At 58.1% G+C, this 17471-nt stretch carries 17 protein-coding genes; 6 read left to right on the top strand and 11 right to left on the bottom strand.

From position 1 onward, the window contains the following. Nucleotides 1-39: 39 nt before the first annotated feature. Nucleotides 40-636 (top strand): acetate uptake transporter, encoded by a 597-nt coding sequence (locus WBR25_RS08965; protein WP_005336948.1) that lies wholly within the window; start codon nt 40-42, stop codon nt 634-636. A gap of 336 nt (nt 637-972) precedes the next feature. Here WBR25_RS08965 and WBR25_RS08960 read toward each other — a convergent pair whose 3' ends face one another. From WBR25_RS08960 to sdhC, 9 genes are all read right to left on the bottom strand, one after another. Next, nucleotides 973-2463, bottom strand: a complete 1491-nt coding sequence (locus tag WBR25_RS08960) for an autotransporter outer membrane beta-barrel domain-containing protein (protein WP_479749697.1) — start codon at nt 2461-2463, stop codon at nt 973-975. Between the two features lie 277 nt (nt 2464-2740). Next, complete coding sequence (gene sucD / locus WBR25_RS08955) at nt 2741-3613, bottom strand: succinate--CoA ligase subunit alpha (RefSeq protein ID WP_005333542.1); 873 nt, start codon at nt 3611-3613, stop codon at nt 2741-2743. Beyond that, on the bottom strand, nt 3613-4779 hold the full coding sequence (sucC, locus tag WBR25_RS08950) for an ADP-forming succinate--CoA ligase subunit beta (RefSeq protein WP_005361097.1): 1167 nt from the start codon (nt 4777-4779) through the stop codon (nt 3613-3615). The genes sucD and sucC overlap by 1 nt, the downstream gene beginning before the upstream one ends. Before the next feature lie 171 nt (nt 4780-4950). After that, entirely contained in the window at nt 4951-6141 is a 1191-nt protein-coding gene (odhB, locus tag WBR25_RS08945; protein WP_236325301.1) for a 2-oxoglutarate dehydrogenase complex dihydrolipoyllysine-residue succinyltransferase, read from the bottom strand. 35 nt (nt 6142-6176) lie between these two features. Next, the gene (gene sucA, locus WBR25_RS08940; RefSeq protein WP_005333548.1) at nt 6177-8984 is read right to left on the bottom strand and encodes a 2-oxoglutarate dehydrogenase E1 component; all 2808 of its coding nucleotides are present in this window, start codon (nt 8982-8984) and stop codon (nt 6177-6179) included. 115 nt (nt 8985-9099) lie between these two features. Further along, on the bottom strand, nt 9100-9816 hold the full coding sequence (locus tag WBR25_RS08935; protein WP_005333549.1) for a succinate dehydrogenase iron-sulfur subunit: 717 nt from the start codon (nt 9814-9816) through the stop codon (nt 9100-9102). A gap of 16 nt (nt 9817-9832) precedes the next feature. Continuing rightward, nucleotides 9833-11599 carry a succinate dehydrogenase flavoprotein subunit gene (gene sdhA / locus WBR25_RS08930; RefSeq protein ID WP_346201523.1) on the bottom strand — a complete coding sequence of 589 codons (1767 nt, stop codon included), beginning with the start codon at nt 11597-11599 and terminating at the stop codon, nt 9833-9835. Between the two features lies 1 nt (nt 11600). Continuing rightward, complete coding sequence (sdhD, locus tag WBR25_RS08925) at nt 11601-11945, bottom strand: succinate dehydrogenase, hydrophobic membrane anchor protein (RefSeq protein WP_005333558.1); 345 nt, start codon at nt 11943-11945, stop codon at nt 11601-11603. Next, nucleotides 11939-12316, bottom strand: coding sequence for a succinate dehydrogenase cytochrome b556 subunit (gene sdhC / locus WBR25_RS08920; protein ID WP_005333571.1), 378 nt, complete (start codon nt 12314-12316; stop codon nt 11939-11941). Before sdhC ends, sdhD begins: the two co-directional genes overlap by 7 nt. Before the next feature lie 64 nt (nt 12317-12380). Between sdhC and WBR25_RS08915 the strand changes: the two genes are divergently transcribed. The 3 genes from WBR25_RS08915 (at nt 12381) to WBR25_RS08905 (ending at nt 14458) form a co-directional block, all read left to right on the top strand. Next, complete coding sequence (locus WBR25_RS08915) at nt 12381-12581, top strand: hypothetical protein (RefSeq protein WP_124929313.1); 201 nt, start codon at nt 12381-12383, stop codon at nt 12579-12581. Nucleotides 12582-12758: 177 nt separating this feature from the next. After that, entirely contained in the window at nt 12759-14045 is a 1287-nt protein-coding gene (locus WBR25_RS08910; RefSeq protein WP_040066320.1) for a citrate synthase, read from the top strand. A 92-nt stretch (nt 14046-14137) separates the two neighbouring features. Further along, on the top strand, nt 14138-14458 hold the full coding sequence (locus tag WBR25_RS08905) for a DUF4377 domain-containing protein (RefSeq protein ID WP_181222018.1): 321 nt from the start codon (nt 14138-14140) through the stop codon (nt 14456-14458). A gap of 77 nt (nt 14459-14535) precedes the next feature. Here WBR25_RS08905 and WBR25_RS08900 read toward each other — a convergent pair whose 3' ends face one another. Both WBR25_RS08900 and WBR25_RS08895 read right to left on the bottom strand, forming a co-directional pair. Then, nucleotides 14536-14976, bottom strand: a complete 441-nt coding sequence (locus tag WBR25_RS08900) for an acetyltransferase (protein ID WP_479749696.1) — start codon at nt 14974-14976, stop codon at nt 14536-14538. Between the two features lie 57 nt (nt 14977-15033). Continuing rightward, nucleotides 15034-15888 (bottom strand): DUF5718 family protein, encoded by an 855-nt coding sequence (locus WBR25_RS08895; RefSeq protein WP_479749695.1) that lies wholly within the window; start codon nt 15886-15888, stop codon nt 15034-15036. 338 nt (nt 15889-16226) lie between these two features. Here WBR25_RS08895 and WBR25_RS08890 point away from each other — a divergent pair, with 338 nt between their 5' ends. Next, nucleotides 16227-16619, top strand: coding sequence for an NUDIX hydrolase (locus WBR25_RS08890; protein ID WP_479749694.1), 393 nt, complete (start codon nt 16227-16229; stop codon nt 16617-16619). A 91-nt stretch (nt 16620-16710) separates the two neighbouring features. Then, nucleotides 16711-17217, top strand: coding sequence for an N-acetyltransferase family protein (locus WBR25_RS08885; protein WP_474767306.1), 507 nt, complete (start codon nt 16711-16713; stop codon nt 17215-17217). The last annotated feature ends 254 nt before the right edge of the window (nt 17218-17471 follow it).

Genomic DNA, 17471 nt, shown 5'->3' with positions numbered 1-17471 from the left:
CTTTTGTTAACCCCCACCTCTATTTTTGGAGAACGCCACGTGAGCGAAAAATTGGCCAACCCTGCCCCTCTGGGTCTGATGGGTTTCGGTATGACCACCATCCTGCTGAACATCCATAACGCAGGTTTCTTCCCCATCAGCGCCATGATCCTGGCCATGGGCCTGTGCTACGGCGGCATCGCCCAGATCATCGCTGGCATCATGGAGTACAAGCGTGGCAACACCTTCGGTGTGACCGCGTTCACCTCCTACGGCCTGTTCTGGCTGAGCCTGGTGTTCCTGCTGATCATGCCGACCATGGGTCTGGCCGAAGCCACTCCGCACGCCTACATGGGTTGGTATCTGCTGATGTGGGGCATGTTCACCCTGTTCATGCTGGTTGGTACCATCAACTACCCGCGCGCCAAGCAGTTCGTGTTCGCCTCCCTGACCGTGCTGTTCTTCCTGCTGGCCGCCCGTGACTTCACCGGCAGCACCCTGATCGGCACCATCGCCGGTTTCGAAGGCATCATCTGTGGCGCCAGCGCCATCTACCTGGCCATGGCCACCGTGATCAACGAGCAGTTCGGCCGCACCGTGATGCCGATCGGCGATCACAAGAAAGCCGCCGCCGTACAGCTGAAAGCCGCTGCCTGATAGGCAAGCCACTCAGATTGTGAAAAAGGCACCCTCGGGTGCCTTTTTGCTATTTCGCAAAGCTGACGTTCCTGCGCACACATTTTCCCTTTTCAGCCCTACATCCGGATATCCGTCTCTAGCTATTCGGCACTCCTGACACACCCATTTGTGGATATATCCATCAACTAAATAAGGCTCTCACGGGCCACCACAAGGGATGCAGTTTGTTATTCGGTATGAAGCCGTATGACCACTCCCTTTTGTTGGCAACTGTCAGGTGAATACCATCTCCATACATGTAATTTAAATCAAAGTGCCGACCAAGATATCGGTACTTTTATCTCCCTATGTAAGTTAAAAATTCACTGCGGCGTTAAATCTAATATCCCAGAGGTCAAGGTCCTGACGCCCGATACTGTAATAACCGGTGATAACTTCAAAACGCTGATGACGCTGAGGGGCTACCGCCAGTGCAATCCGTGCAGATCCACTCCACGGGGTCGTACTTTCCATTGTCAGATTTTCATTCAGGATCTGACCATCATTGGGACGCTCAATATCATAACGAACCCCAAGACGCAGGGCCGGTATAATTTGAACCCCATCGGTTGTGGTGAAAATACGACTGATATCCCCTGATGCTTCACTGGTGGCATATTCAAAAGAGTTTTCATTAACCCGCAATGTCACGTTATAAATCTGGTTTGCATAAGGCAATGAGCCTGTGTAATCAAACACATCGGATTTATTGTGACTGTAAAAGAGGGCAAGCTTGGGCCGCAGCAGATATTCACCAACGTCGTAGCCACCGGTCAGGTTGGCTGAGATCAACCCGGTCGTTGTCTTGAAACTCCCTTTAAGGACATCGAGTTCGGTATCGTTATCAGTTCGTCCCCATGCAGCCCAGCCATCCAGCAGCCAGTGCGTATCTAGCCTATAGCCGCCATATGGCCCAACAAAGAAGCTGTCCCCCTCATTTCGTACCGAACTGCCAAACGTGCCAAGAGAGGTTTTGCTATTGGCAAATGCAATACCGCCCAGCCCGTCTTTACCAAGGGATCTGTGTATACCGATCAAAAAGCTGTTGGCATGTCCGGATGTGTCTATCTCGTTACGATCATCGGAGACTCCGGTATGGCGTACATCAGTCCATACCTGCCACAACCCCTTTTGACCGGCAATATCTTCAAATTGGTCAAGCCCGACAACGACACGATCTGAAATACTGAGGGAGCCGCTCAAATAGCCCATCAAGGCATCTGCACTGATACTGGTCACAATATTGCGGATCGGGTCACTCCCACCACCGGTGCCACCACCACTACCACCATTGCTGCCATCCCCACCGCCGGTTCCGCCACCAGTTCCACCATTGCCGCCATCCCCACCGCCGGTTCCGCCACCACTTCCTCCATTGCTGCCGCCACCACCTCCGGTTCCGCCACCAGTGCCACCGTTACTATCTCCCCCATCGATCGGGGGAATATTTGGAAATACCGGATTGTTCTGGTTTCTCGAATCGAGGAAGCAGTTGAAAGAACCATCCGCATTGAGGAGATCCAGTTTGTGAGTCCCGTTAAGGTCATCAAGTACTACAGGTGAGACACTCAGGTGCAACGACGCGCGGTTTGCATTCCAGCTATCGATTTCAGATACCCCGGGAGCAGAGAGGCGAAAATTACCCCCGGAACCTGGACTTGAAAGCCATAGTGATACCGAATTGTCAGCCGAACGCCCAAGAAACTCTAGATGCTGCCCCGGTTGCCTGTTCGGGCAATCCGCCGCCCATGCTGTTGGCAAGCAGATACTGGTAAGGCAGCCAATTCCCAAAATACGTGAAATCATTATGTCCTCCTGACACTAGGTTATCTCACTGACATCCTTGCATGACTTTTAGCATTACCCACTAACAGGTCACTCGATGCCATGGGTAAAGGAACAAATCAATCTGACAAGTTCAAATCGCAGACTATTTTAGTATCCACACTGTTTCTGGTCTCCTGTAATAAAATTCGTTTAGCGCCTGAATCGCGATGATTGATTAAATCAAACCACTTTAAAACCCATAAAAAATGCCGCCCATTGGGCGGCACTTTTATTAGAGATAACGGGCTAACGGGAATTACCAGCCGGTCACTTCGCGCAGGGCCTTGCCGATATCTGCCAGGGAGCGGACGGTTTTCACGCCAGCATCTTCCAGCGCGGCAAACTTCTCGGCGGCAGTACCCTTGCCACCGGAGATGATGGCGCCAGCGTGGCCCATCCGCTTGCCGGGAGGGGCAGTAACACCGGCGATATAGGAGACCACCGGCTTGGTGACGTGGGCCTTGATATAGGCAGCCGCGTCCTCCTCGGCGTTGCCGCCGATCTCGCCGATCATCACGATCGCTTCGGTCTGCGGGTCGTTCTGGAACATTTCCAGAATGTCGATAAAGTTGGAACCCGGGATGGGGTCGCCACCGATACCGACGCAGGTGGACTGGCCAAAGCCCTCGTCAGTGGTCTGCTTGACCGCTTCGTAGGTCAGGGTGCCGGAGCGGGAGACGATACCCACCTTGCCCGGCTTGTGAATGTGGCCCGGCATGATGCCGATCTTGCACTCACCCGGAGTGATCACACCCGGGCAGTTGGGGCCGATCATCCGCACGCCGGTCTCTTGCAGCTTCACTTTGACGTCCAGCATATCCAGCGTCGGGATGCCTTCGGTGATGGTGACAATCAGCTTGATGCCCGCGTCGATCGCTTCCAGGATGGCATCCTTGCAGAACGGTGCCGGCACATAGATGACGGAGGCAGTAGCGCCGGTCGCTTCGACCGCGTCACGGACGGTGTTGAACACCGGCAGGCCCAGATGGGTGGTGCCACCCTTGCCCGGGGAGACGCCGCCCACCAGCTGGGTACCATAGGAGAGCGCCTGCTCGGAGTGGAAAGTACCCTGACCGCCGGTAAAGCCCTGGCAGATGACTCGGGTGTCCTTGTTGATCAGTACGCTCATCAGTTGGCCTCCGCTGCTTTGACGACTTGCTGCGCGGCATCGGTCAGACTCTTGGCCGCAATGATGTTGAGGCCGCTCTCGGCCAGCTTGATACCACCCAGCTCGGCGTTATTGCCTTCCAGACGGACCACGACGGGCACCTTGACCCCCACTTCCTTGACCGCACCGATAATGCCTTCCGCGATCATGTCGCAGCGCACTATGCCGCCGAAGATATTGACCAGCACCGCTTTGACGTTGCTGTCGGAGAGGATGATCTTGAACGCCTCGGTTACGCGCTCCTTGGTGGCGCCACCGCCGACGTCAAGGAAGTTGGCCGGTTTGCCGCCGTGCAGGTTGACGATGTCCATGGTGCCCATGGCCAGACCCGCGCCGTTGACCATGCAGCCGATGTTGCCATCGAGGGCCACATAGTTGAGCTCCCACTGGGCGGCGTGCGCTTCGCGGGGGTCATCTTGTGACGGGTCGTGCATCTCGCGCAGCTTGGGCTGACGATACAGGGCGTTGGCGTCGATGTTGATCTTGCCATCCAGGCAGTGCAGGTTGCCCTGCGCGGTGATCACCAGCGGGTTGATCTCCAGCAGTGCGAAATCGCAATCCAGGAACATCTGGCCCAGACCCATGAAGATCTTGGTGAACTGTTTGATCTGATCGCCAACCAGACCCAGTTTGAAGGCCAATTCGCGGGCCTGATAAGCCTGCGGACCCACCAGCGGATCGATGGCCGCCTTGTGGATCAGATGGGGGGTTTCGTGGGCGATCTTCTCGATATCCACGCCACCTTCGGTCGAGGCCATGAAGACCACGCGGCGAGAGCCACGGTCAACTACAGCGCCCAGGTAGAGCTCTTTGGCGATGTCGGTGCAAGATTCCACCAGGATCTTGGTGACCGGCTGGCCGTTGGCGTCGGTCTGGTAGGTCACCAGATTTTTGCCAAGCCAGTTTTGGGCAAAAGCACGGATCTCATCCTTGCTCTTGGCCACTTTCACGCCGCCCGCTTTACCGCGGCCACCGGCGTGTACCTGGCATTTGACGACCCAGGTATTGCCGCCAATCTTGTCGGCCGCTTCGGCCGCTTCTTGTGGGGTAGCACAGGCATAACCTTCGGAGACCGGCAGGCCATACTCGGCAAACAGCTGTTTTGCCTGATATTCATGCAGATTCATAGATGCTCTATCCGTGTTGTAGGTATTTCCGTCCGGGGCTGGTGTTTCTCAATCCCCTGTGAATGGGGGCCTGGGCGGCCCCTCGTTATCTTTCAATCGCTCGGGTATTACTCAAACGTCCAGCAGCACACTCAGCTCGGGGCGCAAACCCCTTGCCCGGGTGCCACAGGCTTAGACGTCCAGCAACAGACGGGTCGGGTCTTCCAGCAGCTCCTTGACGGAGACCAGGAAGCCTACCGATTCGCGTCCGTCGATGAGACGGTGATCGTAGGAGAGCGCCAGATACATCATCGGCAGGATCTCGACCTTGCCGTCAACGGCCATCGGGCGATCCTGGATCTTGTGCATGCCCAGAATGGCGCTCTGGGGCGGGTTGATGATCGGGGTGGACATCAGGGAGCCGAACACGCCACCGTTGGTGATGGTGAAGTTGCCGCCAGTCAGTTCATCCACCGTCAGCTTGCCGTCACGGCCCTTGCCCGCCAGATCCTTGATGGCCTTCTCGATGTCCGCCAGGCTCATGTTGTCGCAGTCGCGCAGCACCGGCGTCACCAGACCACGGGGGGTAGAGACGGCGATGCTGACGTCGAAGTAGTTGTGGTAAACCACGTCATCGCCATCGAGCGCCGCGTTCACTTCCGGATAGCGCTTGAGGGACTCCACTACCGCCTTCACGTAGAAGGACATGAAGCCGAGCTTGATGCCGTGCTTCTTCTCGAAGATCTCGCCGTACTGCTTGCGCAGATCCATGATGGGCTTCATGTTGACCTCGTTGAAGGTGGTCAGCATGGCGGTGGTGTTTTTCGCTTCCAGCAGACGCTCGGCAATGCGCTTGCGCAGACGGGTCATCGGTACCCGCTTGTCGGTGCGACCACCCAGCGGGGCAACCTTGGCTGCCGGGGCTGCAGTTGCGACCGGTGCGGCTGCCGCAGGCTGGCTCTTGGCCTTGATGAAGGCTTCCACATCATCCTTGGTGATACGACCGCCCTTGCCGGTACCGGTCAACTTGGTCACGTCGATGTCGTGCTCGCCAATCAGGCGGCGCACCGAGGGGCTCAAGCCATCGGCGCCATCATCGGCCACCGCTTCAGTGGGTTTCTCTTTGGTCTCTTCACCGGCCACCGGGGCGGCGGTGAGGATGGCAATCAGCTGACGGGACAACACGGTCGCCCCTTCCCCTTGCAGAATATCCCCCAGCACACCGGCTTGCGGTGCCGGCACTTCCAGCACCACCTTGTCGGTCTCGATGTCGACCAGCACTTCGTCACGGGCGACCAGATCGCCCGGTTTTTTGTGCCAGGTGGCGATAGTGGCATCGGCCACTGATTCCGGCAGATCCGGTACCTTGATTTCGATAGTCATCCAATCAGTTCCTTTTTACTTCTATGCCAGAGGCTTTACAGGGTAAGGGCATCTTCCACCAAGGCTTTTTGCTGCTTGGCGTGGACAGACATGTAACCGACGGCCGGTGAGGCTGACGCGGGGCGACCGGCATAACGCAGGGTAGCTCCGGCTGGCAGCACGCCATCGTAGTGGTGACGGGTGCAGTACCAGGCGCCCTGGTTCTGCGGCTCTTCCTGACACCAGACAAAGTCGGTGACGTGGCTGTAATCGGCCAGAATGGCGCGCACTTCCTCTTCCGGGAAGGGGTAGAGCTGCTCAATTCGCACCAGTGCCACATCTTGCTGCTCGGCCTTGCGACGGGCATCGAGCAGGTCGTAGTAGACCTTGCCGGAGCAGAAGACCACCCGCTTGACCGCTTTCGGATCCAGCGCATCGATCTCGCCGATGGCGTTCTGGAAGGTACCTTCCGCCAGCTCTTCAAGCTTGCTCACCGCCAGCGGATGGCGCAGCAGGGATTTGGGCGTCATGACGATGAGCGGACGGCGCATCGGGCGCACAACCTGACGACGCAGCATATGGAACACCTGCGCCGGGGTTGAGGGCACGCACACCTGCATGTTGTGCTGGGCGCACATCTGCAGATAACGCTCCAGACGGGCGGAGGAGTGCTCCGGGCCCTGCCCCTCGTAACCGTGCGGCAGCAACATGGTCAGGCCGCACATCCGCCCCCACTTCTGCTCACCGGAGGAGAGGAACTGATCCACCACTACCTGGGCACAGTTGGCGAAATCGCCGAACTGGGCTTCCCAGATGGTGAGGCCAGCCGGCTCGGCGCTGGCGTAACCATATTCAAAGGCCAGTACCGCGTTCTCGGTCAGCACAGAGTCATACACCTCGAACGGGCCCTGCTCGTCGTGCAGGTTGCACAGCGGGGTGTAGGTGCTGGCATCGGTCTGGCTGTGGAGTACGGCGTGGCGGTGGAAGAAGGTGCCACGGCCGGAGTCTTCACCGGTAAAGCGGATGCGGGAACCCTTGTCCACCAGGGTGGCGTAGGCCAGGGTTTCGGCAAAGCCCCAATCCACCAGCTTCTCGCCTGCGGCCATCAGACGCCGGTCTTCGTAAATCTTCTCGACCTGACGCTGCAGCACGTGGGTCGCCGGATACTGGCTCACCCGCTCGCCGAGGCTCTTGAGGTGATCCATCGGCACGGCACTCTCATAGGCCATGTTCCAGTCGTGGCCCAGATAAGGGGTCCAGTCGACGGAGTGCAGCTCCATCGGCCGCCACTCCTTGCTCACCCGCTCGCCACGATCCAGCGCTTCGCGATACTCGTTGACCAGTTCGGTCGCCCGCTCCTGAGCGAGGCTCCCCTCGGCCACCAGCTGATCGGCGTAGATCTTGCGCGGGGTCGGGTGCTGCTTGATCTTCTGGTACATCAGCGGCTGGGTCGCGCTCGGCTCGTCCGCTTCGTTGTGACCGTGACGACGGTAGCAGACCAGTTCGATCACCACGTCGCGTTTGAAGGTATTGCGGTAATCCAGTGCAATCTGGGTCACCAGAACCACGGCTTCCGGATCATCCCCGTTGACGTGCAGCACCGGCGCCTGCACCGCCTTGGCGATGTCGGTGCAATATTCGGTGGAGCGCAGGTCACGGATATAGGAGGTGGTGAAACCAACCTGGTTGTTGATGACGATGCGAACCGTCCCGCCGACACCATAGGCACGGGTCTGGGACATGTTGAAGGTCTCGGCCACCACACCCTGACCGGCCATGGCCGAGTCACCGTGAATGGTGATGGGCAACACGCTGGAGCCATCCTTGTCACCGCGACGATCCATACGGGCACGGACCGAGCCGATGACCACAGGGTTGACGATCTCGAGATGAGAGGGGTTGAACGCCAGCGCCAGGTGGACGTTGCCACCCGGGGTGGCGAAGTCGGAGGAGAAGCCCATATGGTACTTCACATCACCGGTGCCCCAGGATTCGCCATGCTTGCCGGCAAACTCGTCGAACAGATCCTGAGCGCGCTTGCCCAGCACGTTGATCAGTACGTTGAGACGACCGCGGTGGGCCATACCGATAACGGCCTCTTTGCAGCCCTGCTCACCGGCGCGACGGATCAGCTCTTTCAGCATGGGGATCATGGCGTCGCCACCTTCCAGCGAGAAGCGCTTGGCTCCCGGGAACTTGGCGCCCAGATATTTCTCCAGCCCTTCGGCGGCGGTCAGGCTCTCGAGGAAACGGGTCTTCTCTTCGAGGGTGTAACTCCCCTTCCCTTCAATGGATTCGAGACGCTGTTGCAGCCAGCGCTTCTCTTCCGTGGAGGTGAGGTGCATGTAGTCGGCGCCGATGGAGCCGCAATAGGTCTTCTTCAGCGAGGCGTAGAGGTCGGAGAGCACCATGGTCTCGCGACCGATGGCGTAGGAGCCCACATTGAAGGTGGCCTCCATATCTGCGCCCTGCAGGTTGTGGAACGCAGGATCCAGTTCGGCAACGGTTTCACGCTGCCACAGGCCCAGCGGGTCCAGATTGGCATTCTGGTGACCACGGAAACGGAAGGCGTTGATCAGCTGCAATACCCGCACCTGCTTGGCATCCACTTGCGGATCGGAGACGGGGGCACTGTAGCGAGAGGGATCCTTGGCCAGACGACGGAAATAATCGCGGACCTGGGAGTGGGGTTGTTCAACCGCATGGCCATTGACCTGGGGCAGCTCGCTAAACAGGCTGCGCCACTCGTCGGACACGGAGTCAGGATTTTCCAGGAAGGATTCGTACAAATCCTCGATATAGCTTGCATTCGCACCAGCCAGGTGAGATGACTCCAACCAGGCCTTCATCACGCCGTTATGCATTTCTATCCCTTGTACTTCTTGTTACTGCTGCGCAGCTTGTAGGGGTCAAATAGCCATCCTGCCACGGGTGGGATGGCTATCCAGAGGTCGGGCCAGCACGTGGCCGGCCCTGATACTAAACAGCCCGATTGAGCAACATCGACTTGATCTGGCCAATCGCCTTGGTCGGGTTCAAGCCTTTCGGACAGACGTTCACGCAGTTCATGATGCCATGGCAGCGGAACACGCTGAAGGCGTCGTCCAGATTCCCCAATCGTTCGGTGGTCGCGGTGTCGCGGCTGTCAGCCAGCCAGCGGTAGGCGGCGAGCAGCCCGGCCGGACCAATGAACTTGTCGGGATTCCACCAGAAGGAGGGGCACGAAGTGGAGCAGCAGGCACAGAGAATGCACTCGTACAGGCCGTCAAGCTTGGCGCGCTCTTCGGGGGATTGCAGGTGCTCACGCACCGGCGGCAACTTGTCATCGTTGATGAGGAAGGGTTTGACCTTCTCCCACTGGGTGTAGAACTGGGTCATGTCGATCACCAGATCACGGATCACCGGCAGGCCGGGCAAGGGGCGGATAACGACGTTATTGCCCTTCTTCAGCAGGTCGGAGAGCGGGGTGATACAGGCAAGACCGTTCTTGCCATTCATGTTGAGACCGTCTGATCCACAGACCCCTTCGCGGCAAGAGCGGCGGAAGGCGAGCGTGGGATCCAGCTCTTTCAACTGGATCAGTGCGTCGAGCACCATCATGTCGGAACCTTCAGGAATATCAAGACGATATTCCTTCATATGGGGGACGTTATCAACATCCGGATTGTATCTGTAGACAGAGAATGTGACGTTCATAGGGCTGGCTCCGCAATCAGTAAGTCCGGACCTTGGGCGGGAACGCCTCACGGGTCTTGGGTGACATGTTGACAGCGCGACGGGTCATGGACTCGGTGTCCGGATGATAGAGGCTGTGGCACAGCCAGTTCTCATCGTCGCGATCCGGGAAGTCGAAGCGGCAGTGAGCACCGCGACTCTCGGTACGGAAGTTGGCGGCAACCGCCGTGGCAAACGCAGTCTCCATCAGGTTGTCCAGCTCCAGGCACTCGATGCGCTGGGTGTTGAACTCTTTGGAGGTGTCATCCAGACGGGCTGACTTGAGGCGTTCGCGGATAACCTTGAGCTCGGCCAACCCTTCTGCCATCGCAGCACCTTCGCGGAACACCGAGAAGTTATTCTGCATGCAGCGCTGCAGGTCTTTGCGGATCTGCACCGGGTCTTCCCCGTCACGGCAATTTTCCCAGCGGTTGAAGCGGGCCAGTGCGGCATCCAGATCCGACTCGGAAGCATCGCGGCCGTGATCGATCTCGCCCAGGGTGTTGACCAGATGCATGCCGGCAGCGCGGCCGAACACCACCAGATCCAGCAGGGAGTTGCCACCCAGACGGTTGGCACCGTGTACGGAGACGCAGGCAATCTCGCCCACCGCAAACAGACCGACCACCGGTACATCGTTGCCATTCTTGTCCTGAGTCAGGCACTGGCCATTCACGTTGGTCGGCACGCCGCCCATCATGTAGTGGCAGGTCGGAATGATCGGGATCGGCTCTTTGACCGGATCCACGTGGGCGAAGGTGCGAGAGAGCTCGCAGATCCCCGGCAGACGGGATTCCAGCACCTCTTTGCCGAGGTGATCCAGCTTGAGCTTGATGTGTGGACCCCAGGGGCCGTCGCAGCCACGGCCTTCACGGATCTCTATCATGATGGAGCGGGCCACCACGTCGCGACCGGCCAAGTCCTTGGCGTTTGGCGCGTAACGCTCCATGAAGCGCTCGCCATCTTTATTGAGCAGATAGCCACCTTCACCACGGCAGCCTTCGGTTACCAGCACCCCTGCTCCGGCGATGCCGGTCGGGTGGAACTGCCACATCTCCATGTCCTGCACGCCGACGCCGGCACGCAGCGCCATGCCGACGCCGTCACCTGTGTTGATGTGGGCGTTGGTGGTGGACTGGTAGATACGACCGGCACCGCCAGTCGCCAGCACGGTGGCCTTGGCCTTGAAGTAGACCACTTCACCGCTCTCCATATCGATGGCAGTACAACCCACCACGTGGCCATCCTGGTTTTTCACCAGATCCAGCGCATACCACTCGGAGAAGACGGTGGTCTTGTTCTTGACGTTTTGTTGGTAAAGGGTGTGCAGCAGGGCGTGACCGGTACGGTCGGCGGCCGCTGCGGTACGAGCGGCCTGCTCGCCACCGAAATTCTTGGACTGACCACCAAACGGACGCTGGTAGACAGACCCGTTGTCGAAACGGGAGAAGGGCAGCCCCATGTTCTCCAGCTCATAGATAGCCTCGGGGCCGGTTTTGCACATGTACTCGATGGCTTCCTGATCACCGATGTAATCGGAACCTTTTACCGTGTCATACATATGCCACTGCCAGTTGTCATCGTGGGCATTGCCCAGCGCAACCGTGATCCCGCCCTGGGCGGAGACAGTGTGAGAACGGGTTGGAAAAACCTTGGACAACAGAGCGCAGCTCTTGCCGGACTGGGCAATCTGCAGCGCGGCGCGCATACCGGCACCACCGGCACCAATCACCACCGCATCAAATTCACGAGTTGGAATAGTCACCTTACACACCCCACAGCACGACGAAACCCGTCATCAGATAGACAAACAGCACCACGACCAGGGCAAATTGCAGCGCCCCGCGCAGCCCTACCGGCTTGATATAGTCAGTCAGCACCTGCCACAGACCAATCCAGGCATGGATCAGTACGCAGAGCAGGGTCAACAGGGTGAATACCTTGGTGAATGTTTTGGCGAAGAAGCCTGCCCACACCTCGTAGGTGATGTCGTTGAACGCGACAAAGCCCACCAGATAGAGGACATAACAGGTCATGATGAGGGCGGTGGCGCGGATCAGGATGTAATCGTGAACGCCGCTGCGCCCGAAGGTTGCAGAATTGGTTACCATACAAGCACTCCCGCCAATACAGCCAGGATCGCGGTGATCACGAAGGCCACGCGGGCGCTCTGATTGCCGGATTCCAGCTCTTCCCAATAGCCCATATCCATGACCAGATGACGCAAGCCGCCCACAATGTGGTATGCCAGCGCAGTCAGGATCCCCCACAGCACGAGTTTGACCAGGAAGTTGTCCATGATGGCAACCACGGTTTCAAACCCTTCGGGAGAGGCGAGTGAAGTGCCAAGCATCCACAGCAAGATGCCCAGTGCAACAAAGGTAATGACCCCTGAAACACGGTGCAGGATGGATGCAATGGCAGTGACAGGAAAGCTGATCGTCTGTAGGTCGAGGTTGACCGGTCTCTGTTTGTTTTTCACGCTTGCCCACTCAGCTCCATTGAGCACGTTAGTTATTGTTTTAACTCACACTTGAGGGCACGGAATGGTGATTGTTGGTTTTTTGTTACCAAAACACTCTGAAAAAGCCAAAACGCGAGTTTTCGGTTTCACATCAGGCTTTGCCAAAGCGTTTCAAACACCCGCAGCCATGACCCACGTGGCGCAGTATATCGGCGGCCTTAACCGAAGACAATCAATTAGCTACAAAGAAAACACAAAACCGCAAACTCGATCGCATATTTAATTTAACATTTCATTAATGCCATTAATGGGGTTCCAGCAAAATTGACATTGATAAGGAACTCTGTTTCAAATAAGGCGCTCCAGCCACTTCGGTATGGGTAACAACCTTTGCCAGCGTCATAAAAGTCGTAATAGAGTAGGACTGGAACCAAATTATAAAGAGCAAAGGAGACGTGCTATGGCTGATAAGATAGCCACCCTACACCTGCCCGGAAAAGATCCGGTCGACCTGCCGATCCTCTCCGGCACCATCGGCCCGGATGTTATCGATGTCAGAAAATTGGGATCACAGGGGTATTTCACCTTTGACCCCGGTTTTATGGCCACCGGTTCTTGCAAATCTGCCATTACCTACATTGACGGGGATCAGGGTGTCTTGCTGCACCGTGGTTACCCCATCGCCCAGTTGGCCACCCAGGCCACCTATCTGGAAGTCTGCTATATCCTGCTGTACGGCGAAGCGCCGACCAAGGCCCAATATGCCGAATTCGAACGCCTGGTCACCCGCCACACCATGGTGCACGAGCAGATCGCCTTCTTCTTCCGCGGCTTCCGTCGTGACTCCCACCCCATGGCCATCATGTGCGGTGTAGTCAGCGCCCTCTCCGCCTTCTATCACGATGCCCTCGACATCAATAACGAGCAGCATCGCGAGATCTGTGCCTTCCGTCTGCTCTCCAAGATGCCGACTCTGGCAGCCATGTGTTACAAGTACTCCATCGGCCAGCCGTTCATGCAGCCGCGTAACGCCCTCTCCTATGCCGGTAACTTCCTGCACATGATGTTTGGCGTGCCGACCGAAGAGTACAAGGTCAACCCCATCGTTGAACGCGCCATGGATCGTATCTTTACCCTCCATGCGGATCACGAGCAGAACGCCTCCACCTCCACCGTTCGTCTGGCTGGCTCCTCCGGTGCCAACCCGTTCGCCTGTATCGCCGCGGGGATAGCCTCCCTGTGGGGACCGGCCCACGGTGGCGCCAACGAAGCCTGCCTGCGCATGCTGGAAGAGATTGGCTCGGTGGATCGCATCCCCGAGTACATCGCCAAGGCCAAGGACAAGAATGATCCGTTCCGTCTGATGGGCTTCGGTCACCGTGTCTACAAAAACCACGACCCCCGTGCCACCGTGATGCGCGAAACCTGCCACGAAGTACTGACCGAGCTGCAGATCAAGGATCCGCTGCTGGACGTAGCCATGGAGCTGGAGCGTATTGCGCTCTCCGACCCCTACTTCGTCGAGAAGAAACTCTACCCGAACGTGGACTTCTACTCCGGCATCATCATGAAGGCGATCGGCATCCCGATGAGCATGTTCACCGTGATCTTCGCCATCTCCCGCACCATTGGCTGGATTGCCCACTGGAACGAGTTCCACTCAGACCCGGACAGCAAGATTGGTCGTCCACGCCAGCTCTACGTGGGTCACCCGTTGCGCGAGTTCACTCCGCTCGAGCAGCGCTAACCACTGCGCTGATATGGTTTGTTACAAAGGCGGTCATTGACCGCCTTTTTGTTTGCCGCTCTAATGCCCCCTTTCGCGTTAAGGAGTCCATTATGAAACCACTGTTTATCAGCGCAGCCTTGCTGCTGACCGCCTGCCAGAGCGCCCCCGCATCGTCACAGGGGGAGACCCTCTATATCAACAGCCAGCTGGTCGATTGCGTCGGAGTTGGCCCGATGCAGTGCATGCAGGTTCGCAGTGATGAGCAGCAGCCTTGGACGCTGTTCTACCAGAATATTGAAGGTTTCCAGTTCGAGCCTGGCTATCGCTACCAGCTCACTGTCAGCAAGGAACAGCTCACCGATGTGCCGGCCGATGCCCCCTCCCTGCGCTATCAGCTGATCAAGGTGGTGAACAAGGTCGCCAGCAAGTAACAAACACGATCAAAAAACGGGGGATGGCTGATGCCATCCCCCGTTGGTTTATGGGTACTGCGCCTCATCAGGCACGATCAGGTCGGCGCCAACGCCATATGCAGCAGCGGATAGGGCTTGCCCTGGCCATCCAGCGGCGAGCGGCCCGTCACGGCGAACCCCATCTTTTGGTAGAAACCCACCGCCTGCTCATTCTGTTCGTTGACGTCAACCAGCGTCGCGCCGCACTGGCCGATGACATGTTCCACCAGCCGGCGACCCACGCCACTACCGCGCGCCTCGGGAGCCACAAACAGCATCTCCAGCTTGCCCTCGTACACTCCGCTAAAACCCGCAACGTTCCCCTCTTCTGTACGGGCACTGTGCAGTGTCACCGCATCGAAGTAGTGCTCCAGAATAAGCGGTTTAAGCGCGACGATCTCGGCCTCGAGCAGGAAGTGGTGGGTCGCCCGAACAGAGGCCTCCCACAGATCGATCAGGGCCGGATAATCGACCCGGGATACCGGAACAATCGTCATGAAATGACTCGATATGATAACCAGCGGGAAGAGACATCTTCCCACTGGCAACGGTGATTAGCGCGCCTGCACCGCCTGCACCGCCTGCAGCAGCACCGACATATCAGCGCCAAAGTTGCGGCTGCGGATCGCTTCGCGAATATCCGCTTCGCTATAAAGGCTGCCCGGGTAGACCACCACGCAGGAAGTGTCGCCCGGTTTGAGGAAGTGGGTCTCGCCAAACGGGGTATAGCGAGTGGCACCGATACTGATGAGCGCATGGGGAGGATGTCCCGCCTGCGCCAGCAGTCCCTGAATGTGCTCCGCCGGCCCCTCATCCTGCTGATGATTGAACTTGTCGATGGCCCAGTCGAGCAGCTTGCCGTGGAAGTAGCTGTAGTCGATGGCGGCGCTGTCTACCCCGTAAGCGTGCAGCTCGCCATCGCGCTCCAGATAGCAGGCGATGCGATAGTCATCGAGCTCGCAACCGGCGGCAAAACCGGAAAGCGGCAGCAGCTTGGCCGCCAACCCCTTGCTCTCTTCGCCCCAGTTCTTTTTCTCGCTAATCTTCTTGGCGTTGGGACGGCGGATGGAACAGTCGTTATAGGCACCAAAGGCGCGGGGATGGATCGCCACCACCTGCTTGTCGGCATACTCCAGCTCGCACCAGAGCGCCACTTCCGGCTCAATCTGCACCTTCTCGTCACCGCTGACCGCCGCTTCCGGCAGAAAGATCGCCTTGTCGCTCAACGGGAATACCCCGAGCTGACCCGGATGGCCCGGCACGAAAAAGGGAAACAGCGCCTTGGGCGCCGTGGTGTCGCGCACGACTACCGCTACGAAGTCCGACGCTTCACCCGCCTGCTCCAGATGACCGGCGAAATTGCCCGCGACCCCGAGTCCGATAAACTTGCTCTCTGCTGCTATCTGCATCTTGCTCACCTGCATCTTGCCAACGCAAGGTAGCAGGCTCCTCGCCTACTACCGCTAAAGTGGCAAGATTAAACCACAAGGACCCCGCCTTCGCCCAGTCCGGCCCTGTCGTGGTGTGCGCCAGTCCACTTTTTTAGGGACGAGAAGGCTGTGGCGAACCAGCCCTTGTGCACTCTTTCAGCTACGTGGTCACCGCGCTGGAAACAGTGCGTTTCCGACCTATCCCCTCTTTCTCCTTGGGACTCAACTTCATCTTTGTTAGGCTGCCGGCATGCAAAACAACTGTGCGCTTGAATGCGCCACAGCTCATCACGGCAACCCCATTGGAGAGAAAACGGATGATCGACAAACTCGCCTGGCTCACCTTTAAAGATCAGCAACTGCTCTGCGCCCGCTCCCACGGCAAGGACATCTATTACATCCCGGGCGGCAAGCGGGAACCGGGCGAGAGCGACGAGGCGGCACTGATCCGCGAGATTGCAGAGGAGCTGGCTGTCACCCTGCAGCCCGATACCCTGCGCTTTGTCTGCGAGTTCAGCGCTCAGGCCGATGGCAAACCGGCAGGAGTCGAGGTGAGACTGCGCTGTTACACCGGCGAAACAAGCGGCACCCCGACCGCCTCGGCAGAAATTGCCGAGCTGCGCTGGCTCGACAGCTCTCACCTCGATGAGCTCTCCCCCGTCTCCCGCCTGCTGTTTACCTGGCTGGTTGAGCAGGAGCTGATCCGCTGACAAGCCGTACTCGCGGCGAGCATAAGTAACTACCTCATATGAACCAACGGTGGTAATCAGCCACATAACAGCGTAACGACAAGGATGCCAGATGGACATTGTGGAAGTTAAAAGCGCAGCGACCTACCAAAGTGCGCTCATCACCCTGCTGCAAGATTGTGTCGATAGCGGCGCCTCGGTCGGTTTTTTACCGCCGCTGACCACGGAGGAATCTGCCCGCTACTGGCAAGGAGTTGAAGCGGATCTGGCGGCAGGTCACCGAAAGCTGTGGCTTGCCCTTGAGCAACAACAGATTGTGGGAGCGGTTCAGCTCGCGCTCTGTGGCAAGGCCAACGGTCGCCACCGGGCCGAGGTGGAAAAACTGATGGTACTGCAAACGGCGAGAGGCAAAGGTGTCGGTCGTGCGCTGATGCAGGCAATGGAACAAGGCGCCCATGCCGCGGGCCGTTCGCTGCTGGTGCTGGATACTCGCGCCGGTGATGTGGCCTCCCACCTTTATCGTCAACTCGGCTATCTGGAGGCGGGCCAGATCCCGGGCTTTGCACTCAACGCCGATGGCTCCCTTGCTGCGACCGTCATCTTCTACAAACCGCTCTGACCATCCCCTATCCCTTATCCACATACAGCAGGGCCGCACCAAGCGGCCCTGCTTGTTGCCAGCGTGACTGTTTGTTGCAGCAATATGGCTTGCGACGGATTGCCACGATACGGCCATTGCGCCTGTATGCCTCAACACCGCCAATTGCTCGCCCCAAAAAACAACCAAACAAACAGAAAGATTAATTAATGATTAAAACGCCCCCCCCTTTTCTTCTTCATCTATTGCCTCATCAGGCGTATCGTGAGAGACCC

This window comes from Aeromonas sp. MTB (genome assembly GCF_056632455.1).
This window is presented reverse-complemented; position numbering and strand designations above follow the sequence as displayed.

Excerpts from the sequence above, each read along its gene's own strand:
- WBR25_RS08885 (WP_474767306.1), top strand. The coding sequence starts at position 16,711 with ATGGACATTGTGGAAGTTAAAAGCGCAGCGACCTACCAAAGTGCGCTC.
- WBR25_RS08915 (WP_124929313.1), top strand. The coding sequence starts at position 12,381 with ATGGTGATTGTTGGTTTTTTGTTACCAAAACACTCTGAAAAAGCCAAA.
- sucA (WP_005333548.1), bottom strand. The coding sequence starts at position 8,984 with ATGCATAACGGCGTGATGAAGGCCTGGTTGGAGTCATCTCACCTGGCT.
- sdhD (WP_005333558.1), bottom strand. The coding sequence starts at position 11,945 with ATGGTAACCAATTCTGCAACCTTCGGGCGCAGCGGCGTTCACGATTAC.
- odhB (WP_236325301.1), bottom strand. The coding sequence starts at position 6,141 with ATGACTATCGAAATCAAGGTACCGGATCTGCCGGAATCAGTGGCCGAT.
- WBR25_RS08900 (WP_479749696.1), bottom strand. The coding sequence starts at position 14,976 with ATGACGATTGTTCCGGTATCCCGGGTCGATTATCCGGCCCTGATCGAT.
- WBR25_RS08890 (WP_479749694.1), top strand. The coding sequence starts at position 16,227 with ATGATCGACAAACTCGCCTGGCTCACCTTTAAAGATCAGCAACTGCTC.
- WBR25_RS08905 (WP_181222018.1), top strand. The coding sequence starts at position 14,138 with ATGAAACCACTGTTTATCAGCGCAGCCTTGCTGCTGACCGCCTGCCAG.
- sucC (WP_005361097.1), bottom strand. The coding sequence starts at position 4,779 with ATGAATCTGCATGAATATCAGGCAAAACAGCTGTTTGCCGAGTATGGC.
- WBR25_RS08910 (WP_040066320.1), top strand. The coding sequence starts at position 12,759 with ATGGCTGATAAGATAGCCACCCTACACCTGCCCGGAAAAGATCCGGTC.
- WBR25_RS08960 (WP_479749697.1), bottom strand. The coding sequence starts at position 2,463 with ATGATTTCACGTATTTTGGGAATTGGCTGCCTTACCAGTATCTGCTTG.
- sucD (WP_005333542.1), bottom strand. The coding sequence starts at position 3,613 with ATGAGCGTACTGATCAACAAGGACACCCGAGTCATCTGCCAGGGCTTT.
- WBR25_RS08935 (WP_005333549.1), bottom strand. The coding sequence starts at position 9,816 with ATGAACGTCACATTCTCTGTCTACAGATACAATCCGGATGTTGATAAC.
- WBR25_RS08895 (WP_479749695.1), bottom strand. The coding sequence starts at position 15,888 with ATGCAGATAGCAGCAGAGAGCAAGTTTATCGGACTCGGGGTCGCGGGC.